Origin of the sequence: Paenibacillus sp. ATY16 (genome assembly GCF_003399985.2) — a bacterium.
Lineage (GTDB): Bacteria > Bacillota > Bacilli > Paenibacillales > Paenibacillaceae > Pristimantibacillus > Pristimantibacillus glycanilyticus.
The window spans coordinates 1-24290 of record NZ_NMOK02000059.1 but is presented as its reverse complement, the minus strand read 5'-3'; the positions used below and the strand labels follow the sequence as shown (position 1 = coordinate 24290).

20 protein-coding genes are annotated in these 24290 nt (G+C 53.4%); 15 read left to right on the top strand and 5 right to left on the bottom strand.

Annotation, left to right across the window (positions count from 1 at the left end):
- The first annotated feature begins 97 nt into the window (after window positions 1–97).
- From CFI03_RS30875 to CFI03_RS30840, 8 genes are all read left to right on the top strand, one after another.
- A complete protein-coding gene (locus CFI03_RS30875; protein ID WP_248762933.1) occupies window positions 98–1603 on the top strand; it encodes an extracellular solute-binding protein in 1506 nt (501 codons plus the stop codon).
- Complete coding sequence (locus tag CFI03_RS30870; protein WP_248762931.1) at window positions 1603–2307, top strand: ABC transporter ATP-binding protein; 705 nt, start codon at window positions 1603–1605, stop codon at window positions 2305–2307. Before CFI03_RS30875 ends, CFI03_RS30870 begins: the two co-directional genes overlap by 1 nt.
- Window positions 2261–3337, top strand: coding sequence for an efflux RND transporter periplasmic adaptor subunit (locus CFI03_RS30865; RefSeq protein ID WP_248762928.1), 1077 nt, complete (start codon window positions 2261–2263; stop codon window positions 3335–3337). The genes CFI03_RS30870 and CFI03_RS30865 overlap by 47 nt, the downstream gene beginning before the upstream one ends.
- Window positions 3337–6117 carry an ABC transporter permease gene (locus CFI03_RS30860; protein ID WP_248762926.1) on the top strand — a complete coding sequence of 927 codons (2781 nt, stop codon included), beginning with the start codon at window positions 3337–3339 and terminating at the stop codon, window positions 6115–6117. Before CFI03_RS30865 ends, CFI03_RS30860 begins: the two co-directional genes overlap by 1 nt.
- A 26-nt stretch (window positions 6118–6143) precedes the next feature.
- Entirely contained in the window at window positions 6144–7052 is a 909-nt protein-coding gene (locus CFI03_RS30855; RefSeq protein ID WP_248762953.1) for an ABC transporter ATP-binding protein, read from the top strand.
- Between the two features lie 63 nt (window positions 7053–7115).
- Entirely contained in the window at window positions 7116–7616 is a 501-nt protein-coding gene (locus tag CFI03_RS30850; protein ID WP_248762924.1) for a hypothetical protein, read from the top strand.
- Between the two features lie 162 nt (window positions 7617–7778).
- Entirely contained in the window at window positions 7779–8879 is a 1101-nt protein-coding gene (locus CFI03_RS30845) for a glycosyltransferase family 2 protein (RefSeq protein WP_248762921.1), read from the top strand.
- The gene (locus CFI03_RS30840) at window positions 8876–9475 is read left to right on the top strand and encodes a glycerol-3-phosphate acyltransferase (protein WP_248762919.1); all 600 of its coding nucleotides are present in this window, start codon (window positions 8876–8878) and stop codon (window positions 9473–9475) included. The genes CFI03_RS30845 and CFI03_RS30840 overlap by 4 nt, the downstream gene beginning before the upstream one ends.
- A 65-nt stretch (window positions 9476–9540) precedes the next feature.
- On the opposite strand, the gene CFI03_RS30835 is transcribed toward CFI03_RS30840, so the two are convergent.
- Window positions 9541–10827, bottom strand: coding sequence for a WD40/YVTN/BNR-like repeat-containing protein (locus tag CFI03_RS30835; RefSeq protein WP_248762917.1), 1287 nt, complete (start codon window positions 10825–10827; stop codon window positions 9541–9543).
- Window positions 10828–11108: 281 nt separating this feature from the next.
- Here CFI03_RS30835 and CFI03_RS30830 point away from each other — a divergent pair, with 281 nt between their 5' ends.
- Together CFI03_RS30830 and CFI03_RS30825 are read left to right on the top strand one after the other, a co-directional pair.
- Entirely contained in the window at window positions 11109–14561 is a 3453-nt protein-coding gene (locus CFI03_RS30830; protein ID WP_248762915.1) for an Ig-like domain-containing protein, read from the top strand.
- A gap of 20 nt (window positions 14562–14581) precedes the next feature.
- Entirely contained in the window at window positions 14582–16417 is a 1836-nt protein-coding gene (locus CFI03_RS30825) for an S-layer homology domain-containing protein (protein WP_248762913.1), read from the top strand.
- 54 nt (window positions 16418–16471) lie between these two features.
- Here CFI03_RS30825 and CFI03_RS30820 read toward each other — a convergent pair whose 3' ends face one another.
- Entirely contained in the window at window positions 16472–17377 is a 906-nt protein-coding gene (locus CFI03_RS30820) for an effector binding domain-containing protein (RefSeq protein ID WP_248762911.1), read from the bottom strand.
- Between the two features lie 137 nt (window positions 17378–17514).
- Window positions 17515–18435: an aldo/keto reductase gene (locus CFI03_RS30815; protein WP_248762909.1), complete on the bottom strand. Its 921-nt coding sequence runs from the start codon at window positions 18433–18435 to the stop codon at window positions 17515–17517.
- 278 nt (window positions 18436–18713) lie between these two features.
- On the opposite strand from CFI03_RS30815, the gene CFI03_RS30810 reads away from it, so the two are divergent.
- Both CFI03_RS30810 and CFI03_RS30805 read left to right on the top strand, forming a co-directional pair.
- Window positions 18714–19568 (top strand): patatin-like phospholipase family protein, encoded by an 855-nt coding sequence (locus CFI03_RS30810; RefSeq protein WP_248762907.1) that lies wholly within the window; start codon window positions 18714–18716, stop codon window positions 19566–19568.
- A 246-nt stretch (window positions 19569–19814) separates the two neighbouring features.
- Complete coding sequence (locus CFI03_RS30805; protein WP_248762905.1) at window positions 19815–20468, top strand: FusB/FusC family EF-G-binding protein; 654 nt, start codon at window positions 19815–19817, stop codon at window positions 20466–20468.
- A 49-nt stretch (window positions 20469–20517) separates the two neighbouring features.
- Here CFI03_RS30805 and CFI03_RS30800 read toward each other — a convergent pair whose 3' ends face one another.
- The gene (locus CFI03_RS30800; RefSeq protein WP_248762903.1) at window positions 20518–20964 is read right to left on the bottom strand and encodes a DUF4395 domain-containing protein; all 447 of its coding nucleotides are present in this window, start codon (window positions 20962–20964) and stop codon (window positions 20518–20520) included.
- Window positions 20965–21162: 198 nt separating this feature from the next.
- On the opposite strand from CFI03_RS30800, the gene CFI03_RS30795 reads away from it, so the two are divergent.
- A complete protein-coding gene (locus tag CFI03_RS30795; RefSeq protein WP_248762901.1) occupies window positions 21163–21618 on the top strand; it encodes an HPP family protein in 456 nt (151 codons plus the stop codon).
- A gap of 119 nt (window positions 21619–21737) precedes the next feature.
- Window positions 21738–23135 (top strand): MATE family efflux transporter, encoded by a 1398-nt coding sequence (locus CFI03_RS30790; protein ID WP_248762899.1) that lies wholly within the window; start codon window positions 21738–21740, stop codon window positions 23133–23135.
- 80 nt (window positions 23136–23215) lie between these two features.
- Here CFI03_RS30790 and CFI03_RS30785 read toward each other — a convergent pair whose 3' ends face one another.
- Entirely contained in the window at window positions 23216–23455 is a 240-nt protein-coding gene (locus CFI03_RS30785) for a DUF6953 family protein (RefSeq protein WP_481857728.1), read from the bottom strand.
- A 131-nt stretch (window positions 23456–23586) separates the two neighbouring features.
- On the opposite strand from CFI03_RS30785, the gene CFI03_RS30780 reads away from it, so the two are divergent.
- Window positions 23587–24171, top strand: coding sequence for a hypothetical protein (locus CFI03_RS30780; RefSeq protein ID WP_248762897.1), 585 nt, complete (start codon window positions 23587–23589; stop codon window positions 24169–24171).
- Window positions 24172–24290: the final 119 nt, after the last annotated feature.

Below are 24290 nucleotides of genomic sequence, written 5' to 3'. Positions count from 1 at the left end.
GTCCTTTAAGCCTGCTTTCAGCTTCTCTAACGGTTTTCTAAGAAACGTTAATCATACTTACCGTTGAAGCTACTAAACGAAAGAAGGGTGATCGGTAGTGAGAAGAAAAAGAAGAGGGCTTGCCACAAGCCTGCTGGCCTTGTCCCTGACTTTGACGGCTTGTACATCCGGGGGCGGCAAGGAGGCCGGCTCGGCATTCGGCAGTCTCGACAGAGAGGATAAAGGCACGCTGAAGGTCGGCTATTTCAACGAGGAGGCCTTCTACATGCAGTACGGCAACGCCTTTCAGGCGATGTTCCCGAATGTGGAGCTCGAGGTCGTATCGACGGAGGAGGCGATGTCGGCGGATGATCCGGTAGCGGCGATGGAGAGCTTTATCGAGGAGCAGCAGCCGGACGCCGTTCTGCTGACGGAGGAGCAATACGCGGAGCTTGCAAAGGACGGCAAGCTGTACGATTTGGATGCCGCGGTCAAGCAGGACAAATTCGATCTGGATTCGTTCCTGCCTTCGGTTATCGATCTCTTGAAGGCGCGCGGCGGGGGCAAGCTGTACGGGTTAAGCCCAAGCTTCTCGAGTCAGGCTCTTTACTACAATAAAGACCTGTTCGATAAATACGGCGTCCCTTACCCGACGGATGGCATGAGCTGGGAGGAAGTGCTGCAGCTGGCGGCAAGGTTCCCCGCGAAAAAAGGCAGCGACAACGTATCCTTGGACAAAGTCGGAGCGGATGACGCTTTGTACGGCTTGTCCCTTCCCATGCAGACGCGGGACTCATTCGAGCTGATCCGCGAGATTGGCGAAGCCAAAGGCCTGCTCTATGCGGACGGCGAAGCCAAGACGGTATCCTTCGATACGCCGGAATGGAAGGCGGTCGTCCAGTCGGTCGTGGACGGATATAAGTCGGGCAGCATTTCCACGGTTTCTTCGCAAGGAGGCGGTGGTCAGGGAGGGCTGATGATCCGCGGAATGGGCGGCGGGAAGTCGACCTTCTCGTTTGGGCCGGCAACGATGCGGTTTATGTCCGGACAAGCGGCTATGACGGTGGATGGTCCGATGCTGATGAACATGATGGGAATCGGCGGCGTCAAGATAGCCACAGCCACAGCAACCAAAGCGGCGGGAAGCAGCGGCGGAGCCGTTAAAGCGCCGGGTCAGGACGTGAATTGGGATCTGGTCACGATCCCGACCGATCCTTCCCAGGAAGGGGCTACAGGCAGCATGAGCCTCGATACGATTTTCGCGATTAATGCTTCTTCCGAGAACCTGCCTGCCGCTTGGGAATTCCTGAAGTACGCAAACGGCGAACAGCTTGCGAAGACAAGCTCCAAGTCCTCGCCGGCTCTGTCGGCCAGAACAGCCTACAAGAATGAAGCGGATGGCAAGAATATCGACGCCTTCTATAACGAGAAAATCAATGAGCAGGCATTGCTGCAGGAGGACTCGCTGCCGGCAGGCTTTGCCCAGTCCTTCGGGAACATGGCGGCCGGTCAGATCGATCAGGCGGTAAAGGGCACGCAAACCGTTGACGAGGCGCTTAAGGCGATTCAGTCGCAGGGGCAGGATTTGCTGACGAAGGCGCTGGCTGACGAGGCGGCGGAATAATGGCGGTTCAACTTTTGCAGCCTGCGGGACCGTTGCTTGAGGTGCGCGGCGTTCACAAAAGCTTTATTAGCGGCGGTATTCCCCTTCAGGTGTTGAAGGGGATTGACCTGACCGTCGAATCCGGCAAGCTGACGATGCTTCGGGGGCGATCCGGTTCGGGGAAAACAACGCTTCTTAATCTGCTCGGAGGATTGGATCAGCCCTCCGAGGGGGAGGTCTTCTTCCGAGGACGTTCGTTCCAGAACCAGAGCGACAAGCAGCTGACCATGCTTCGGCGCAGGCAGATCGGCTTTGTTTTTCAATCCTTTGCTTTGCTGCCGCTCTTCTCCGCCTGGGAGAATGTCGAGCTGTCGCTGCGGATGGCCGGGGCGCGCCGCTCGGAATGGAAGCCAAGGACGGCCCGATGCCTGGAGCTGGTGGGACTAACGAAGCGGGCTAATCATCGTCCTTATGAGCTGTCGGGCGGTGAGCAGCAGCGGATTGCGATAGCCAAGGCCATCGCCCATAAACCGGCATTGCTGCTGGCCGATGAACCGACAGCGGAGCTGGACTCGCAGATGGCGGCCAGAATTATCGCTATCTTTCGCGACATTATCGAAGCGGAAGGAATCGCCATCTGCATGACGACACATGATTCTACGTTATGGGAGGCGGCGGATGTTGTCTATCAGATGGCGGACAGCCGGCTGCAGGAGCCGGAGTAAGAAAGGACGGGCGGCAGGCCTGGCGCTTGCGGTAGTTGGGTTCGCCTTGCTCGCGGGCTGCTCGCTGATGCCGCAGGAGGAAGAGAAGGAGGCATTGCCGGAAATCAAGGTGCCGAAAATTTCGCAGAAGCCGGAATATCCGGTCAAGAAGAAGACGCTTGAGCTGAAAGCGACCGGTTCGGGCAAGCTGTTGTCCGCTCAGGAGGAGAACTTATTTTTTGAGACGGATAACCGGCGGATCACGGACGTCTATGTGAAGGCCGGGGATAAGGTAAAGCAAGGCCAGGTGCTGGCAGAGCTTGATCCTGGAGACCTGAACAGTCAGATCCGGCGTAAAGAAATCGATATCGAGAAGACCGAGCTGGATTTAAAGGAAGCGATGCGGGGCGACTCCGAAACCGCGGATAGCGTACTCCTGCGCAAGCAGCAGCTGGATTACGAGCTGATGAAGGAGGAGCTTTCCGAGCTGAGGGAGGAGTTAGGCAGTCTGAAGCTGGTCGCCCCGTATTCGGGAACAATCGTTAGCTTTACCGCGGAAAAAGGGGATCTGGCGAGGGCTTACGAATCGATTGGCCGCATAGCCGATATGGATTCGCTTGTCGTTGCCGTACAGTTCAACACAAACGATATGGACAGCATTGCCCCCGGCATGGAAACGATCGTGGATATTAACGCCGCGGGCGAGTTCAAGGGCAAAGTCAAGAGACTTCCGGTTGAGGACGACGGGCAGCAGGGCGGTAACGGAGACGAGGAATCGCTTGACGCCTACACCCTCATTGAACTCGATAAGCTGCCTGTCGGCCTTGGCCGGGGGACCCCTCTGTCAGCCTCCGTTATCGTGCAGCGGAAGGAAAACGCCCTGACCATTCCCCTATCCTCGCTAAGAACGCAAAACAGCAGGCATTACGTGCTTGTCGCGGGCAAAGACGGCAGCAAAGGCGAGGTGGACGTCGAGACCGGCATCCAGACCTCAACGGATGTTGAGATTATTAAAGGGCTGGAGGAAGGCCAGAAGGTTGTGGGCAAATAATGCGCATTCTCCAGTTTCTATTTCTGAAAATGTGGCAAAACCGCTGGTTTACGCTCAGCACGCTGCTCGGCTTAACCGTCGCGGCTTCCTTTGCCATGAGCATTCCGATGTACGCGGACGGCACGCTGAAGCGGGTCGTCGCGAAGTCGCTGCAGGAGGAGACGGAAGGCCTGCCTGCCGCTTCCTTGTATATGAAATACCAATCGGACGGCAGCGCTGACGCGGATTGGTCCGGTCTTGGCGAATTGGATAATTGGATGAAGAAGGTATTGCCGGATCGTATCGGGTTCCCGGCCCAAGCCTACTCCAGCCGGATTAGTCTTCCGTCCTCCACGATTCGGAGCGGCGGCTCTGCGCAGGCCGGACGTTTGGTCCGCATGGAGCTTGCCGCGCAGAGCGGCGTGCCGGATGCGGTGAATCTAACGGATGGCAAGCTGCCAAGAGACGGGATTCAGGACGGCGCCATCGAGGTGCTGGCTCTGCACGACACGATGGAGCGGTATGATTGGAGGATTGGCGATACCTTTACTTACGACGCCAAAAACGAGGACGGCAAGACAAAGCGGCTGACCCTCCGCATCACCGGCTCCTACATCCTGAAGAATGAGACGGATCTGAACTGGGCGATTGACGGGAAGGACAAGCTGGCGGATACGCTGTGGGTCAGCCCGAAGACGATGTCCGAAACCTTGCTTGGCGTCGATAAGCTGATGCCGGGCGACGGCGGCTGGTACTATGCGTTTGATCTGCAAAATATCCGGATCCGCGACCTGGCTCCTCTTATCGGCGAGCTTGGACGGCTGGACATTACGCTGCATGGCATGCTGGCAGGCACAAAGGTGAATCTCTCCTTCGCCGCCATGCTGCATGAGTTCCAGAAGCAAAGCCTGCTGCTGCTCGCCATGCTGTTCGCGCTGGCTGCTCCGGTGCTGGCGATGGTGCTCTATTTCATCACGCTTAATGCGCAGCAGGCGCTGGAGAGGCAGCGCAGCGACATTGCGGTTTTGCACAGCCGCGGGGCGAGTCCCCGCCAGATTACCGCCTTGTATGCGCTGGAATCGGTCTTGCTGGGGATATCGGCGTTGCTGCTCGGCATGGGGCTGGCCTGGTTTATGGCGAAGGTCATCGGATCGTCCAGCGGGTTCCTGTCTTTTGTCGACCGAAAATCGATACCGGTTGGCTTTACCGGAACGTCTCTGCTCTTCGGGGCTGCCGCCACGCTGCTCGCCGTAGTGGCATCCACGGCTCCCGTTCGCAAATTTGCGGAAGCCTCCGTTGTCCAGCATGCCCAGAAGCGGGCGAGCTCCGCGGACAAGCCGTTTTGGCAGCGACTGTACATAGACGCGGCTTTGGCTCTTTTGTCCGCCGCAGGCTGGTATATGCTGCAAAGCGGCAGCCTTGTGTCCGCGGGAAGCGGGGGAGACACAACGCTGCAGACCGTTATATTTGTCCTGCCGGCTTTAATGATTTTTGCTGCCGGTCTGCTCTGCCTCAGGCTGTTTCCGCTTTTGCTGCGGTATTGGAATAGGCTTATGCGGAGCCGCATGCCGGTTACCCTTTACGTGACGCTGACGCAGCTGTCCCGTTCCGCGGCAAGCTTTTACCCGCTGATGATTCTGCTTATTCTGACGATCGGGCTAGGCGTGTACAATTCGTCGGCTGCACGGACGATGGATCTTAACGCCTCGGACCGCACGCAATATGAGTATGGCGCCGACGTGGTGCTGGAGACGGCATGGGAAGGCGTGCAGGACGAGAATGACCAGAACAAAATCTATTACACGGAGCCGTCGTTCGGGGCATTCCGGGACCTGCAGGGCGTAGAGGCTGCGGCCAGGGTATGGAAGGCAAACGGCAAGGTGGAAGTAAGCGGCAAATCGGCTGGAAGCGGGCAGGTCGTCGGAATTGACAATGCGGCTTTTGCCGGAACCGCCTGGTTCCGCAGCGATTTGTACAAGATGCATCCTTATTATTATTTGAATGCATTAGGCACGGCCGAGCAGGCGGTGCTTGTATCCGAAGCTTTTGCGAAGAAGCATAGCCTGAAGGAGGGAGATCCGCTTACCATTCAGATCGGTTACGACAATACCCCCGTGGAATTCGTCGTTGTGGGCGTGGTTCCGTATTGGCCCAGCTTGTACGAGGATGAAGCGCCTTTTTTTATCGGGAATCTGGATTATATTTATCAGCAGGTGGAGAAAACGCCTTATGAAGTGTGGCTGAATATGAAGGAAGGCACGAAGCTGGCGAACGTGCTGGACACGCTTGCCAACCGGGGAATCGAAGTCAGCTCGGTAAGGGATGCGCGGGGCGAGCTGATCGACCGTCGCAATCATCCCGCTCAAGGCGGTTTGTTCGGGATTCTGAGCCTCGGCTTTCTGATCTCGCTGCTGGTATCCTTGCTTGGTTATCTTATCTTCTGGTTCTTCGCGTTGTCGCGACAGGCGGTTCAGCTTGGCATCCTGCGGGCGATGGGGCTGTCTCGTCTGCAGCTGACGAGCATGCTGCTTCTGGAGCAGCTCTTCACGATGGGACTGTCCGTTGCCGCGGGGATCGGTCTGGGCCAGCTCGCAAGCCGCCTGTTCCTGCCGTTCCTGCAGGACAAAAGCCTGGAGAACGCGAGGCAGGTACCGCCCTTTAGAATTGTATTCGAAGCGGAGGATATGCTTAAGCTTTATGCGGCCGTTGGCTTCATGCTGGCGGCGGGCGCTTGTCTCCTGCTCTGGCAGCTAAGAAGTCTCCGCATTACGCAGGCTGTTAAGCTGGGGGAGGAACGTTAATGGAAGCAACAGACGATAAGGCGCCAATGATTTATTGCGAGGGTCTGGTCAAAATCTATAAAACGGACGAGGTGGAAGTGGTGGCCCTCCACGGGCTGAACCTCACGGTGGAGCAGGGCGAAATGATGGCGATTATCGGCAACAGCGGAAGCGGGAAATCAACTCTGCTTAACATATTGGGCGGGCTTGACCGTCCTTCGGCGGGCCGGGCGCATGTCGGCAAATGGGACTTGCTGAAGATGACCAAGGAGCAGCTGATCGCCTACAAACGGGAGACTGTCGGGTTCATCTGGCAAAATAACGGGCGCAATCTGGTTCCCTACCTGACCGCATTGCAAAATGTCGAGCTGCCCATGCTGATTCACGGCAAGCCCGACCGGGCTTATGCAAAGCAGCTGCTTGCGGCTGTCGGGCTGGAGCGCCGGATGGGCAGCAGGCTTACCCAACTGAGCGGCGGCGAGCAGCAGCGCGTCGCTCTTGCCATTTCCCTGGCGAACCGGCCGCAGCTGGTGCTGGCCGACGAACCAACCGGTTCGGTGGATCACGCCACGGGGGAACAGATCCTGCAAATTTTTCGCCGCTTGAATCGGGAGATGGGAGTGACGATTGTCATCGTTACCCATGACCTGTCCGTAGCCGATCAGGTCGACCGCGTCGTGGCGATCCGCGACGGGCTGACCAGCACGGAGTGGATCAAGCGGGAAAGCGATGGGCAATCGGATGAGCCCGAGGGGCAGGAGCAATCGGAGCAGGATGCCCGGTTTGGCTCCCGCCACGAGCAGTTTGTCGTTATCGATCAAATCGGGAGGCTGCAAATCCCGAAGGATTATCTGGAACAGATGCAGGTAGAAGGCAAGGCTGTGCTTTCGTTCGACGGGAAGCGGGTGACGATTGGGCCGCCTGAAATTGTCGAGGAAAATAGCGATACCTCATAGAGTTGCGGATCTACTCCTGTTAATATGAGATTAAATACGAGCTCATGGAAAGCAGAAGATATTTTGAATCGGGACAGACCTAGCTGCTTCACTAACTCTGAGTTTGTTCTGGCAGGGGAATACGAATATTACCGTGACTTGAAAAGGATTTGCCCGCCGCAAGAATGGGAGACGGTTGAGCATCGAATTTTGGAACAGTTAAAAAGCTCTAGCAGCCGTAGTTGGAAGGCTCAAACACTCTACACGCATATTTTGGTGGAAGAGAAGAAAACGGCAAGACTGTTGGAATATGTACGTTCAAACAAATCAGAAATTACGGAGTACTACCCTCTGCTTATTGGCGAGTTTGCCGATGAAGTTTACTCCTTATTCGTCGACTGGATTAAAATATCAGCTGCGCATGCCTCAAATCGAAAGCAATATAAGAAATTATGCGGAACGATCAAGCACCTTGCAAAAGCAGGCGGAATTACTCCAGCGAAGCAGATTGTCGAGCAGCTGCTCCGGGATTACCCGTCACGCTCGGCGCTTAGGGAGGAACTGAATAATTTTAATCTTGCCTAAAAACAAGACCCAGCGTTGGGTCTTGTTTTTTGTCATCACGCGGTCCAACTACAGTGCTTTTATAAAAAATAATGGATCAAGCCCCCTCCCGAGATAAACGTTCTTAGAACGACCGCCAAAGCCATATATTTGCTATATAAGCTTATTGGGGGGTGTGAGACATTGGGGGTATTGATCACAGCCTTACTCGTATGCGCCTCAGCCATGGGGTTTGTGCTTTTCCGAAGAAATACGGTGCCTGTCAGCAGCGAAGGTCCCTTTCAAGAAAGAAAGCTGTCGGTTATTATCCCAGCCCGTAATGAAGAGGGCAATTTGCCTTTTTTGCTGGGTTCCCTTAAGGCTCAGTCCTATAAACCGTTTGAGATTATTGTGGTGGACGATCATTCGGAGGACCGTACGCAGGCCATTGCGGACAGCTATGGCATAAAAGTCGTCTCGAACCCGGAACTCCCGTCCGGATGGACAGGCAAGAACTGGGCGGTATGGAACGGTTACCTGCAGGCCGAGGGCGACCTAATTCTGTTCCTGGATGCGGATGTCCGCCTGGCGCCCGACGCGGTACGCTCCCTGCTGGCTGCGAGAGAGAAGGAGGGCGGGGTCCTCTCGGTTGTTCCTTTTCACGTGGCGGAAAAATTTTACGAGCGTCTGGCGCTTATCCCGAACCTGCTTGGCTTGTTCGCTTTTACGTCTCCCATGGAGCGGACAAACCCGGATAAGGGTTTATACGGCTCCTGTATTCTCGCCACAAGGGAGGATTACGAGCAGGCGAAAGGACATGAAAGCGTCAAAGGCGAGGTGCTTGACGATCTGAACCTGGGAGCGCGGTTTATCCAGGCCGGGGTGAAAGTGAAGAACTATATCGGCCGGGGAATGGTGTCCTTCCGCATGTATCCCGGCGGGATCAAAAGCGAAATTCAAGGCTTTAGCAAAGGGGCCGTGCTCAGCACAAGCAAGCTGCATATCGGGACAACATTGCTCATAGCGGTCTGGCTAATCGGACTTATCTCGGCGGAAGCGGCCCCTTTTGTCATCGGAACGTCCGCGCTGCTGCCCTTAGCCATCGGTTATGCGATCTACACGCTGCAAATTTATTATTTCGTCGGCTATACGGGGCGCTTCGGCATCTGGCTTCCGGCCGTTCATCTGTTAAGCACGGTCTTCTTCTTGTACGTTATGCTTTATTCTCTGTATCAGGTAGTGTTTCTGCGGAAGGTAGCCTGGAAGGGCAGAAGCATTGAGGTAGGGGGGCGTGGCAATCCATGATCATCGGATGGACGGCATTAGCGTTTCTGGCGGGTTCCTTAATGTTCTCGTATTGGATCGGCAGGCTTATGAAGATTAATCTGAAAACCTATGGAGACGGCAATCCGGGTGCGATAAATTTATGGAAGGCAGCGGGCTACGGATACGGCTTCGCCGGTATCGTGCTGGATTTTGCGAAGGGTTATCTGCCTATGGCCTTGATGCAGCACGGCGACTCGGTTACCGGGTTCGGTATTATTTTTCCCGCGGCGGCGGCTATCCTTGGCCATATGTTCTCTCCGTTTGCCGATTGGAAGGGCGGCAAAGCGATTGCCGTGACCTTCGGCGTCTGGAGCGGGCTTACCGGCTTTGCGGCATCTCTCGCCTATGCGATTATATTGGCGGTGCTGCTATTGGCGTCCAGACGGCTGAGCAAGGGCAGGCCTATCTCCTCGGAGACCGACGCCTTTCATGTTGTGCTGGGGATGCTGCTGTTATCCATCTATCTGGTTCTGGACAATTATTCCTGGCCTTACGTGCTTCTGGGGCTGATTAACTTTCTTCTGCTAGCCTATTCCCACCGGAAAGAGCTGATAGGCATGAAGGACACGAACTGAGTTGCGACTTTCAATAAAAAAGGAAAGCCCTTCTGCAGGCTGCAGAAGGGCTTTTTGCGCAAGCTTTATTTTTGAACCTGCGGCTTTTTGAAGGTAAAGGCCTTGTGCCAGGTCTTGCCTCCGTCGGAGGACGTGTTCAGAACGGCTGCACTGGACGCGTCCGTCGTGATGAACCAGACATGGCTGGCATCCGATGCACCAATAAATTGCGTGCCGTAGCCCGTAAATTCGGACTTGCTGATTGTCCAATGCTTGCCGCCGTCCGTTGTTTTCATGATAGTGTTAGGTTTGTCGCATGCCGAGCATTGTCCGCCCATAATCGCGGTCTGCGGATTTACGACATACAAGGTGCCTGGCGCCGAGCTGGTCATGCCTTTAGGAATCGATGCGTCGTCCATCGTGAAGCCTGGTGCCGGACCGGAGCCTGCCCCGTTCCTCACGATGGCAGGAAGCCAGGTTTTGCCGCCGTCTGCCGTATGGAACAGCGAGTAGGAGGTTTGGGACATGCCGGAGCCTCCGATCAGCTCAATCCAGGCGTCGTTAGCTGCCGTGGAACGGATGATGACGTTGTTAGGAGCCTCTTCCGTCTTGCGGGTCATCACGGTATTCCAAGTCTTGCCGCCATTCCCGGTATGCATGAAGAGAAGCCGTCCGTTCACTACTTGCACCGCCCAGCCGTTGTTCACGTCATGGAAGTATACCTCGCCAATTTCTTTGCCCGGCGTTTGCAGCTCCGTCCAGGTTTTGCCGCCGTCTTTGGTCATTGCATTGCCGCTGAAGGCCGTTTTGTCGTTCGTGAAATGGAGGAAGCCATGATTAGGCACGGTGCCGGCCTTCGTCCATGATTTGCCGCCATTCGTCGATTGAATGAGGATTAGGCTTTTGGCATTGCTGTCGCCAATGGTTGCCCACACTTTATTGCTGCTAAGGGCAAAAATCTGATTAATCGGCTTGCTGCCGGAATATTGCAGCCTCCAGTGTGCGCCGCCGTCATCGGTTCTGGCAATTTGGCCATTGCCGGCTACCCAGCCCGCCTTCGAATCGGCAAGACGAAGTGCCGTAACATTGCCGATCTGAACGGTTTTCTCATTCGTGCTGATCGGAGTTGGATTCTCGGAAGTGCTGCCGCCGTTATTGCTTGGCTGCTGCGAAGGAGTGTTCTCCGGTTCGGTGCTAGGCGCATTCGTGCTCGTATTCGTCGAGCCTGTATCGGTATTGTTAGAGTTTGACGTCTGGTTGGTGGAGTTGTTAGAGGATGGTGTGTTAGCCGAGTTATCAGCCTTCGAACAGCCTGCCATAAGCAGGGTCAAACTGAGCGTTACGAGTAAAACAAGGGTGCTGATTTTTTTCATGATGTTCACCGCCTGGTTTTTTATTATTAGCTTAACCTTCCTCCCCTTAGACGAACCATGTTTCTGCAGAGTTGCAGGGAATTTTAGTAATAAAGTAATTTAGTCATTCGGTAGGGGAGATTCGACAATCAAATGTGGAATTTCATGCCTTAATATAAAGGATTATGGCAAAACGTGTCGAATAATGGGCTTAAAGACTCATATAAGGGTGCGAAAATATAGTTCTTTAGTCATTCTCGGTTCGCAACGTAGAGTCCAATCACCAGGAAGGGAACGATGACATGAACGTACGAATGAACAGCTCTCGTCATTCGAAGAGAGCAGCTTGCGCCTTATCGGCTTTCCTGCTTACAGTGCCGCTAGTTGGCGGACAAACCGTGCATGCGGAGCCGGTCAATACGTTGTTGACGCCGGTAACGGGGGACAGCGGATGGCTGAGCGCCGGCATGGCGGTGAACGGAGACTCTTTCAGCTTTGACGTCAACGGCGTATTCCCGCAGTTTACGGGTCAGGTCACCGTAACGGCCTCCTCGAGCAAATCAAATGTGGCAACGGCAACAGCGGCTAATGGCCGGATCGAAGTCCGCGTCAAAGAGCCTGGTGTTACCCGTCTTGCGATTACGGGCAGTGATTCTAATTCGCTTGCTTTAACCGATTACGTAGATCTAAACGTAACTCTCCTTGGGGATACAACGGGGGACGGTCTATTAACCTCAGCCGACGTGCTGTACATCTATAAAGTGATTAATTCCAAGCTTCAGATAACGGATCAGGAGAAAAACAGGCTCGACGTTAACCGCGACGGCGTCATTACAACGGCCGATGCAACCGTGCTGATGAATAGCTATGTCGGCAAAACGCCGGCAACGGGCGGAGTAAAGTTTATTGCCGAGCTGAAAGACAGCAACGATGCGCCGGTCGCCGACAAGGTTGCGATTACGGGAACGGTGCAAACGGGCAGCGCGCTAACGGGCGGATACCGTTATGCCGATCCGGAGAACGATGCCGAGGGCGCGACGCTTTATCAATGGTACCGCGGCACGCTTGCTGACGGCTCCGACAAGGCGCCGATTGCCGGTGAAATAACAACAACGTACACCGTTCAGGACGCGGATGTCGATCATCACCTCTTCTTCGAGGTTACTCCGGTTGATTCGAACGGAGCAGCCGGCTCTGCTGCCCGGGCAGGCACCATCGGCTTGGTTCCCGATACTTCGCCGCCTGTCGTAACGGGAACGACGCCGGCAGCTCTATCGAATGCCGCAAGCCGTACCGAACAGCTGCAGATTGTCTTTAATGAGCCGATCAAAGCGGCAGCAGGCAAAAGCATACATATATACCGTGCGTCGGACAATCAACCGGTGACGACCTACCTCGCATCGGATCCCTCGAAAGTGACGGTGACGGGCACCACGGCCGTTCTTGTTAATCCGGGACTCGGCAATGCAACGGCTTATTACGTCACGATTGATGCCGGCGCCTTTACCGATCTTGTCGGCAATCCGTTTAGGGGTATTTCAGGAAGCTCAGGATGGGGCTTTACAACCGTAGATACGGAAGGGCCGGTTACGGCCGCGTTATCCCCGGCGAACGGAGCGGCGGATGCTAATAAAGCGTCGAACTTCATCTTGACGCTGGATGAGAACGTACAAGCCGTTAGCGGTAAAAAAATTACGATTCTCAACGCGGATCATAGCGAGCTTGTCTCCTATGACGCTGCGGATGCCTCGAAAGTGACGATCAGCGGCAAGTCGGTGACGATTCATAATTCGGGCTTGGCCGAGACGACGTCTTACTCCATCGAAGTGGAGGCGGGGGCGTTGACTGACCTTAGCGGCAACAACTTTGCGGGAATCAACGGTACGGATTGGTCGTTCGCCACGCCGGATACGATTGCGCCGGTTCTTCAGTCAACGACGCCTGCGGACGATGCCTCCGGCGTAAACCGGACAGCCGATATCTCGATGGAATACTCTGAGCCCGTACAAGCGGTAAACGGCAAGACCGTTCGTATTTACCGGGCTTCCGACAACAGTCTGTTCAAGACCTATAACGCGACCGACACAAATGCCGTCCAGATTAACAGTAATACCGTGACGCTGCTTAATCCGAATCTGGCCGACGGTGCAGATTTTTACGTGGAAATCGACGCGGGAGCATTCCGGGATGCTGCGGGCAACAACTATGCCGGCTTGCAAGGAATTTTGGCATGGAATTTCTCCACGCCGGATACGATTGCGCCGGTTGTGAGCAGCTTCAATCCTACGGGTAACAGTACGGGGGTAGAACTGGCGGATAAGCTTACGGTGACGTTCAGCGAACCGGTCGTGCCGGTGAATGGGAAGACGGTCAAGATTGTTAATGCCAAGGATCACACCGAGTTTGCCGTTTATACCTTTGGCAGCGATTCGGAGGTATCGGTTAGCGGTGACACGCTAACGATTCAGCATGCTCCGTTTGATGCGTTGAAGGGGTATGTCATTCAGATTGAAGCGGGGGCAGTGAAGGATGCGGCGGGTAATCCGTTCGCGGGTGTATCGGATTGGGCATTTACGTCCAAGGATACGCGTGAAATGCTGGCTGCCGTAGATCCGGGCGCACCACTGGTTGAAGGCATCTTGAATGCCGGAGCTTTCGTCACATTAACCCTGACCGGGGATACGTTCTTGAGTAATGTCGACATGAATGATTTTGCATTGAACCATGCACCGGCGGGCTTATCGATTATCGGTGCGGGAGTGTTACCTGATGGATCGGCTTATGTCATGTTCGATTATGACGGTACGGATTTTGATGCGGACATTACGGATTTCTCGGTTACCGCATCATCTTCGGCTGTCGCAAGCGGGCATGCGATTACCTCGCAGAACCTGACGGTTAAGGCGGAAATCGAACCGGTCTTAATCAATACGGTTCCTGCAGCGGGAGCAACCAAGGTTAAGAAGGTAGATCCGCTTACGATGACCTTTGACAAGAATGTCACGGCCGCAGCGGGGAAAAAGATTACGATCTACAAGAAAGCCGATAACAGCGTAGTCGAGACGATAGACGCGGCGAACGGATCGAAAGTTTCCGTGAACGGTTCAACCGTAACGATTCAACATAATGCCTTCACGGCAAATACGGAGTATTATGCGGTGGTCGAAGCGGGAGCCTTCGTGGATGCCAGCTTGATCGGCAACAAGACGGTTAACGCTTTTGCGTTCAAAACAACGTCCGTTGAGATCGTGCCGGAGATGTATATTTCGGAGTTTCTGCGCGGTTCTGATTCTCAAATAGCCATAGAACTTTATGCGCCAACGGTGGCTCCAGGCGGGGACAAGATCCCTGCGAATACCTACTCGGTGTCGGTGTACCGCTATGACACCAAGAGCCATACCACCGTAGTCAGCAACTATCCAATCGCTTTTGAGTTCTATAAAAACATGCCTTTTATTTTTATAGACCGAACGTTTTACGACTTCTTTGACGTTACGCACGCAACGTATTACAACGATGAAGTGATTATTAACGACCCCGACAAGATTCTAAAAGCAATCGTTTTAAAAAGGGGCACTCAAACGATTGATGTATTGGGAGATCCAACCGAAACAGGTCCGGGCGGGTTATTAGCCAGCGGCAAAACCCTTGTCCGCAAATCCGGAGTGAACGGCGCATCGATTGAATACGACGAAGACCAATGGAACGTTTATCCAGCAGGCTCATTCCAGTACATGGGCAATCATACGCCATAAAAATTGATCGGAGGCTCAACATGACCTTACAGCGGAAGATATTTAACCCTTTACTGACGGCTTTGCTGGCTGTTACCCTGCTGCTGGGCGGATTGTCGCTAGGCAGCCCTTACGTTTTTGCCGCGAAGAGCTCCCCCATCGAGCTGAAGATTGGCGACGTGTCAGTTAATACCGGCGGGACAGTGGATATCCCGGTATCGATCAAGCAGCCGGAAAGAGGGATCGGCTCGTATAACGTTCAGCTGAATTACGACTCAAAAGCCCTCGAAATCATTAGCGTTAAGCCGAAATACGGCGACGCGAATACGGAGACATGCAGCGAATCGCAGGAGGGCTGCTTTGTCTCCAATATTGATCAGGAAAACGGATGGCTGCGCGTGATCTGGGTTGATACAACGGGTGGCGACCGGTTGATTAACGAGGGCAAACAGCTGTTTACGGTACAAGTGAAAGCAAAATCCGGCTCGGAATCCGCCAAGCAGAAGCTCACGGTTGATAAGGAAGATCCCGCCAGCCTGACCTTTACGGACGGGGACATGCACTCCTTGCCTGTGGCGGTAACGGAAGGCGAAGTTACGGTGTATCCAAATCTGCCGATCGATACCGGTAAAGTGAAGGTGATTGTGGACGGCAAGGAGCAGGGCGAATCGGCTACGCTGACAAGCGTTGTCGTAAACGGCCGTGTTGTTACGACCATCAGCGTGGATAATGAGAAGGTTGCCGAGCAGCTGAAACAGAATCAGATCAAAACGCTGACGCTTCCAGTGGAAGGCAGCCGCGAAGTCGTCGTTGGCGAACTGAACGGACAGCTGGTCAAGTTGATGGAAAATAGGGATGCAGCGCTTGTCATCCAGACCAATCAGGCCAGCTATACGTTGTCTGCGTCGCAGATGAATATCGATCAGGTTGCTAGTCAATTAGATGCGGGAACGGCTTTGCAGGATATTAAGATTCAAGTAACCATATCGGTCGCGAAGGATAAAGAAAGCGTGGAGCAAGCCGCCGCTAACAGTGAGGCCGATCTTATCGCAACGCCGGTTCAGTTTGAAGTTACGGCAAGCTACAGAGGCAAATCGGTTACGATAGACCGCTTCTCGAATTACGTAAGCCGCACGATTGCGATTCCGGACAGCGTTGACCCTTCCCGTATCACGACTGGCGTTGTAATGGCAAGCGACGGTATGATCACTCATGTGCCTACCGTCATTACGCAGTCGGAGGGTCACTACTACGCGCAGATCAACAGCTTGACGAACAGCACGTACGCGGTGGTAGGGCATTCCAAAACCTTTGCCGACGTAACGAAGCATTGGGCGAAAGCCGACATTAACGATCTGGCATCCCGCATGGTGATCCAGGGCGTATCCGCAGACCGCTTTGCGCCTGACCGCTCCGTAACGCGAGCGGAATTCACCGCTATTTTGCTGCGGGCACTCGGCATTCATGCTCCCAAGGACGATACCCGAGTATCCTTCCGCGACGTGGGTGCGACAGCATGGTACCACGATGCGGTAGCGAGCGCCATGTCGTACGGTCTTATTACGGGATATTCGGACGGAAGCTTCCATCCGAATGCTTCGATCACCCGGCAGGAAGCGATTGTGATGATGAACCGGGCTTCCGGCATGACTGGCCTGGCACAAGCATCGGCCAGCGAAACCGCGGGACTACTCAGCGCGTTCAGCGATAAGAAGGAGATCGACAGCTGGGCTCTTGCGGCGGTAGCATCCGGAGCGAAGCAGGGCATTATAAAAGGAACAAACGGCAAGCTTCTGCCGAAGTTGCCGATTACCCGCGCGGAATCGGTTGTTATGATGAAGCGCGTACTGGTTGCGGCCGGGCTCATCAACGAGTAAGCGGCAATGGAAAAGGACTATCCCCTTGGGTGGGAATAGTCCTTTTTTGCTTCATTAAGCCTTCTTCTTCACCGGAACATAGATGTCCATCTGAATCTCCGCCAGCTCAGGATTGCTGCGCTCGTCATACAGCTCGAACTCCGGCGTGCCGGCATGCTCGTAGCCCGAATGAGGGAACCATTCGCCAAAGACGGTCATCCACGTATTCTGAATCGAGGAGGAGAACTGCTCGCGCGGCACCTTTGGCGTAGTGAACACGGCGTATTCGGCGCCGTCGAACTCACGGCATACGAGGCCTTCGCCTTCCACGCCGTCAAAGGTTTCCGCTTCCATGCCAATCAGGTAAGAGAAGCTGTCCGAGCCCATATCGAAGTTGTAGCAGATGCCAAGCTCGACCGGGGAATCCTTGTGCACGCGGTTCGGAATGTTTTTGTACAGCTCTTTTTGAATATATTCCTGCCAGAAGGCCGGAATCTCTTTGTGATTGTCTCCGTTTGCCCGGGTACGGATCTCGTAGCCGATGACCTTGAAGGCAGGCTTGGTTATGATCTTGTATTCCATTCGTATTCCTCCTAAATAGGGATTGTACTTGCGCTGCAGCATGTTCAGCCTGGAGTAGGCAGGAGGCTTGATCTCCCGCTTGCGGTACTCTCCCGGCGTCATTTCGAACATGCGCTTGAAGGCACGGGTGAAGGTTTCATGGTTCTGAAACCCGGCATCGAGAGCGATATCAATCAGCTTTGCATCCGAATAAGCCACCTGGTAAGCGGATATCGCAAGACGCCTTTTACGCACATATTCCATTACGGTCTCTCCTGCCATGGATAGAAAGACCCGGTGGAAATGGAAGTCCGAGAGCCTCGCAACCTGCGCCAGCCGCGATAAAGACAGCTCCTCGCTTATATGGGCTTCAATGTAATCAATCGTCTGCTGAATCTGCACCAGATAATCTTGCTTCACTCGAATGATTGCCTCCTTGTTCTCCGGGTGATCTCATTGTATACGAATGGAAACGGATGTTCTTGATGATTCTTGCTATAGGAAAAGAAACAGCCCCCGGCGTTGAACCAGAGGCTGTTGAGGATCTTGAAAGCTTCTTAAGGCAAAATGTTGCCTGCCGCGCGGTAGATTTCATACCACTCTTCGCGGGTAAGCGTAATGTCGGCTGCTTTTACGCAGTCCTTCAGACGCTCGATGTTCATCGAACCGATAACCGGCTGCATGTTGGCAGGATGGCGAAGCAGCCACGCAATGGCGATCGTAGTGTTGCTTACGTCATATTTGCCGGCGATCGCGTCGATCGCTTTGTTCAGTTCAGGGAACTTGTCGTTGCCCAGGAATACGCCTTCGAAGAATCCGTATTGGAATGGCGACCAAGGCTGAACCGTAATGTCGTGCAGGCGGCAGTAGTCCAGGATGCTGCCGTCGCGGTTGATTGCGGAGCTGTTCTCCATGTTCACGTTAATGCCGCTCGAGATCATGTTCGCGTTGGTGATGCTGAGTTGAAGCTGGTTCGCCACGATCGGTTGTTTTACCGATTTTTTCAGCAGCTCGATTTGCATCGGGTTTTGGTTCGATACGCCGAAGTGGCGTACTTTGCCGGAGCTTTCCAGACGGTCGAACGCTTCAGCCACTTCATCCGGCTCAACCAGCGCATCCGGACGGTGCAGAAGCAGAATGTCGAGGTAGTCGGTTTTGAGGCGCTTCAGGATCGCATCCGTCGAAGCAAGGATATGCTCCTTCGAGAAGTCGAACATAACGCCCGGCTTAATACCGCATTTGGATTGCAAAATAATATTTTCACGAACGCTGTCGTTCATATGAATCGCTTCGGCGAAGATTTCCTCGCATGTGCCGGCGCCGTAAATGTCCGCATGGTCGAAGAAGTTCGCCCCTTGCTCCAGTGCCGTTTGGACAAAACGCTCTGCCCCTGCTTTATCCAAGGAATTGATACGCATACAGCCAACCGCAACTACCGGTACCTCAAGCGCAGTGCTTCCGAGTTTAATGGTTCTCATTGATAAGTCCCTCCTAAAATGGATGATTACACAATGCGTGGATCACGCTATTTGTGATGATTCTTGTTGCTGGAATCGGATTGAATTGCCGCCAACTATGTAATCGGTTGCAAATTGACGGGATATAGACAACTGTCCCGCGTATCCTTCTCGATTGTGACATAGTTGATGGCTGGTTTCAAGGCATGGACTTAGGAAAGTTTGTTAAGTTTCTTTAGCGATTACGCTACAATGAAAGTAACGAATAGAGACGAAGCCACTGGCGGGAGGCAGGAATCATGAGTACGGCGAACAATATCGGACTGGTACTGGAAGGCGGCGGCATGCGGGGCGTGTATACGGCGGGCGTGCTGGAGTATTTTTCGGAGCATAACGTGTATTTTCCTTATATGGTCGGCGTATCGGCGGGGGCTTGCATGGGGGCGAGCTACCTGTCTAGACAGCTTGGGCGCAACCGGACGGTCAATGTGGAATGGGTAAGCGATCCGCGGTATATCTCTTGGAAAAACCTCTGGAAGAAGGGCCAGCTCTTCGGAATGGACTTTATCTTCGACGAGATTCCGAATCGGCATGTCCCGTTCGATTACGCGGCTTTCGAGCGGAGCCCGGAGGAGTTCGTCATTGGCACAACCGACTGCGAGACGGGAGAGACCGTCTATTACCGGAAAAGCGATCCGGGCTTTGACCTGCTGCGGCTGCTCCGGGCATCCAGCTCGCTTCCTTTTATCGCGCCGATTGTGGAATACGGAGGGCGGAAGCTGCTGGACGGCGGGATATCCGATCCGATTCCGCTCGGGAAGGCCGAGAGCGACGGCTATAAGCGTAATCTGCTTATTCTGACGAGGAACGGGGACTACCGGAAATCGGCCGGCAGGTTCAGTTGGATCGTGCAGCGCGCCTACCGGAAGTATCCAAGGCTGGTGGAGCAGATGCTCGGCAGGCATGAACGTTATAACGGGACGCTGGATTATATCGCCGAGCAGGAGAAGAGAGGGGCGGTATTTGTGATTCGTCCCCAACAGACGCTTGCGGTGGGAAGAATGGAACGGGATCCGGCGAAGCTTGATGCCTTGTACAAGCAGGGCTACGAGGATGCGAAGCGGATGATGCCGCAGCTGCGGGAATGGATGTAAGGCTAAGCCGCGAGGATTGCGGGCGAAGCCGGATCTATTTTATAATCGAGTAGTAAAGGGAGGCGGTAACAATGGCAAATCAATTTGCCGGATTACGAATCAGCTTCATGCAGAGCCTGAATTAGGGGCGATACTTTGCATGGGGCGTACTTGAAGGATGGTCGCCCGGCTATCGTTTCTAATAATGGGCTTTGCACCTTATTTGAGAGTAAGTCGATCAAATAAAAATAAGGGGCTGACAAAGCAATGTGTACACCATTTATTAGAAACCATCAACTGAATTTGATTAAGAAGCAAGTAGGAGAGCTGCAAAAGGCTTGCAGCACGGTATCCGATCCTAAGGTTATTGCGTCGGTGCGGTCAAACACGCCTTTTAAAGTGATGCAAGCATTCCCGGGGGCAACCGAGGCTGAGCAGAAGCTGCTCGAAAGCTTTGCGTCGTTAAATACCCCGCTGGAGTTTCAGGGTTATCTGAGGTCGCTTGAGGAATACGTGAAGCCGTTCGATACAGTCGAGGAGAAGCAGCTGAAGAAGCTGTTCCCAAAGGCCAAAAAGCTGAAGGTTCCCGATCTCGCGGCAATTGATCTGCGTTACGTGACTTATCTCGGCTGGACCGATATCGCAACGAATAAAATGTATCTCGCGTATCATCTGAACGGCCGGCTTGTAGGCGTGGAAGGCAGATTTACGCCGGTGCAGAAAAAGAGCGTATGCTTCCTGTGCAACCGGCATGAGGAAGTGGCATTGTTCTCGGCCGTTACGAAGTCGAGACCGGCTAATGCTTCGCCGGATTACTACAAGGCTATCGGCAATTATATGTGCGTGAACAGCGAGAGCTGTAACAAAAACATTACCGATGTGACGGTGTTGGAGCGGTTTATTTCCGATATCGTTCTTTAAACGGAATAGAAAGAAAGCCCGCCGGATGACGGCGGGCTTTCGTTTGTTGTCAGGATCTCTGATGGCGCAGGCGGAACTGCTTGTATTGAAAGTACATGAAGCAGCCGAGGCAGAAGCCGCTTAAAGCAGCCACAACGGCGGCAGTCAGCATGCCTAGGGCGATGTAAGACAACACCGTCAGCCCAAGATAATGGGCGGCAAGAGTTACGACAAGGAACAGAATCGCGAGCAGGTTGTTAAAGCGCAGCAGCTCGCGGGCCTCGGTCCGCTGGCTCACCGGGAGCAAGGGCGAGAGCAGGCGGACAAACAGGTTATATTTGACTCCGTACGTACGGCTGATGAGCTGAACGGCCAGCGGCAGGATTAGAATCCACCATTGCTGGGTTAATACCGTTGCGATCACGCTTAACAGTATGCCAAGCTGATTGCCGCGGACGCGGTGCAAGGGCACTTCCTCGACGCATTCGTAACTGAGGTTAACTGTTGGTTGGGACATAGGAATCCTCCATTCACGCGAAATGGTTTACGTGATGATTACACTCAGTATACAATAATTCTGAGTTTTCTGGTAGGGATTTAGGTATAAATAAATGAGAATATTTTGCGATTGACGCTCTTTCCAAAACTCATTAAAATGGAACGAGCGCAATTTTGTACGGCAGCTGACTGGAGGTAAAACAAGAAGCTCATGAACTTGAAAACCATAGCAATTTGCCTGTATGTGATGCTTATTTATTGGCTTTCCCTGCATTTTTCTTTCCTGGACACCTTATTTTTCCCAACGCTTGGCGCGTTTAGCTTTCTGTTCTTATCCCGTTCCTCGACGATATCCGAAGTGGGCAAAGTCACCTTTGGCGCGGTTGTATCCTCTGTCATCGGGACAGTATTGTACTACATTTATCCAAGTCCGATCTCGCTTTTTGTTAACGTCATTATTACCATCTGGCTAATCAATAAATTCAAATGGAATGCCCCGCCGATTGTGGCTGTGGCGCTGATCCCGTTCTTCTCGCACTCCACCCATCATTGGGCGATTCCGCTCTCCGTAGGCGTGGCGCTGCTTGGTCTTATGCTGGTGCTTTACATCGCCCGGAAGCTTGAAAGCAGAAGAGCGCAGACGTACGAATCCTCCGAATCCACGGCCGCTTAAGGCAGGTGGATTTTTTGTGCCGTTAGCCGGAAATCCGCCATGGACAAATCATGGCGATAGTAGTAGCTTAGTAGGTAGTTTAAGCTTCACCAATTCAACGAGAAGAATGAGATGATGATATGGGTATAGGACGACCCAGACTGAGAGGAAAGCATGAGGCTTTCCTGGAAAAGCACTTCACGGGAGTGTCGATTGATTACCGGCAAATAATTGCCTTGTTTATTCCCATTTTGATTGATCAGGCGTTTATCGTTGGCCTCAACCTGGTGAACACGGCAATGGTCAGCTCGTCCGGCGTGGACGCGGTCAGTGCCGTCAATATGGTCGATTCGCTGAACATCTTCCTGATCAGCGTCTTTATCGCCGTATCGACAGGGGGAACGGTTGTTGTTGCGCAATACAAAGGCAGCGGCAATCATCAGATGGTATCGAAGTCCGCGGCGAGCTCCGTCTCGTCGGTTACGCTTGTCGCTTTTGCAATCAGCCTGATTGTCGTGGTGTTCCATAGCCAGATGCTCAATCTGCTGTTCGGAGCGGCTTCGCCGGAGGTATTCCGGGAGGGTAGGACGTATCTGATTGGCAGCGGCTTGTCTTATGTCGGCATCGCCATGATGGAGGCGGTATGCGGGGCGCTTCGCGGGATCGGAAGAAGCCGGGCATCGCTCATGCTGTCGCTTGTCATGAACCTGACGTACGTGCTGCTCAACATCGTCTTTATTAACCTGATGAATATGGGCGTGCTGGGGCTTGCCATCTCCGTCAATATTTCGCGGTATGCGGCAGCTATTCTGGCCATTGTCTACCTCGTAAAGATTGATACGAACCTGCGGCTCCGCCTTCGGGATATGCTGTCGGTCAATTTTTCGATGCTTCGGAAAATTTTGTTCGTCGGGCTGCCGTTTGCGGCAGAGCAGATGTTCTTCAACGGCGGCAAAATCGTTACCCAAACGTTTGTCGTTGGTCTGGGTACCTTCGCTATCGCAACTAACGCGATTAGCGGCTCGCTTGCCAACGTGCTGCAGATTCCGTCCAATGCGCTGGCGATCACCGCAATCACGGTTATTGGCCAATGCATGGGGCAGCGGAATATCGAGGATGCCCGGAAGTTCACCCGATCCTTCCTGTGGTTGTCCACGGTATGCCTGTTCATCATGGCTTGCCTGATGCTGCCGCTATTCTATCCGTTGGTGGGGCTGTTCCATCCTCCGGCTGAGATTGTGGACGATATCTTCATCATTACGATTATTAACGCTCTTATGCAGGTTGTGTTCTGGTCCATCAGCTTTATTATGCCGTCGGCCCTTCGGGCGGCGGGCGACTCGAAGTTTACGTCGGTCGTATCGCTCCTGTCGATGTGGCTGTTCCGGATTGTGCTTGGATATCTGCTCGCGATTGTCTTCGACTTCGGCATCATCGGCGTCTGGCTCGCGATGAACCTCGAGTGGGGCGTAAGGGGGGCTATCTTCCTCTGGCGCTTCCGCGGCAAGAAATGGTACCGGCATCGGTTGATTGACTAGCTTAAATAGATGAAGCCTCCAGCTTATGCTGGAGGCTTTTTTGTTACGGTGCCGACGTTGGTCGGGCGGTGAGGCCGAGCTTAAGTCCACGCCCAGAAGAAGCCGTCCCGGTCCCAAGCGACCCGTCCCTTATGCAGCTTGCGGAATGCCTTTTTCACATCCTTTTCCAAGGAGACATTCCCGTTCTCGTTCACGAAGATATACTGCTCGCCAAAATGCTGCTTCACATGCTCGATCGCTTCCTCCTGGCGCAGCATCCCTCTGAATTTAATCTCGTTAACCATCCACTCCGCGATTTGCTGCTCGGTTGTTGTTTCCACGTTCTTATGCGACCTCCAATGCTTGATTGGCGTTATTATATCATGGCTTTGTTAGAGCTCAAAGAAACGGAAGTTCACTGGCTTTTTCTTACGCAAGGATATAAGCTCATAAATGGATGGGAGGGATTTACTTGAAAAAATTCATGTTTGCGGTCATTTCCGTATGCGCTATAGTCGGATTTCTTTTTGTAGAAGGACTGCATTTCAAAATAACGAACGCCATACACGGGGATGTAAAGGTTATTCGGACCGAGGATATGGGGAATAGCGCCAAGGCTGTTTTATTCGAGGACAATTCCAACCATACTTTTGGCGTGGCAAAAATAGAAAAGAAATACGGGTTCCTCTACCGTTATGACGGAGGATCTTATAGTTTTCAGGTTTTGGAAGGCAAACCATTTCAAGCTTCCGGGATTGGAGATCCCGAAAGTTTTGTAGTGGCCGTCAAAACCGCTGATAAATCGAATATCGAGTATATCGCGATCGGAAACCACATAGAGGATATTGGGCTAACGGAACTTTATCGGCTATCCCTTGACGAAGTAAAATCAAATCCAAGCGAGTACCGTCTGCAAGAGGTTACCGACAATTACGCCTTATTTGTATTTAATGGGCCTTCGGAGGACAATTGGACGATTCGGGGGTTTAGTGAGGATGGGAAATTGGTTGCAGATAAATTATTCGGCGGAGAAGAAAGATACGTTGATTGGGAGTAGTCTGCGTTGGATTTGGTACAGTATCAGGAGGCATATCAAGTGTTTCGAAAAATCTACCTTGGATTATCTCCAGTAGAATCAACTCAATTGGTCTTCTGTCAATTAAGTAGACACTTATT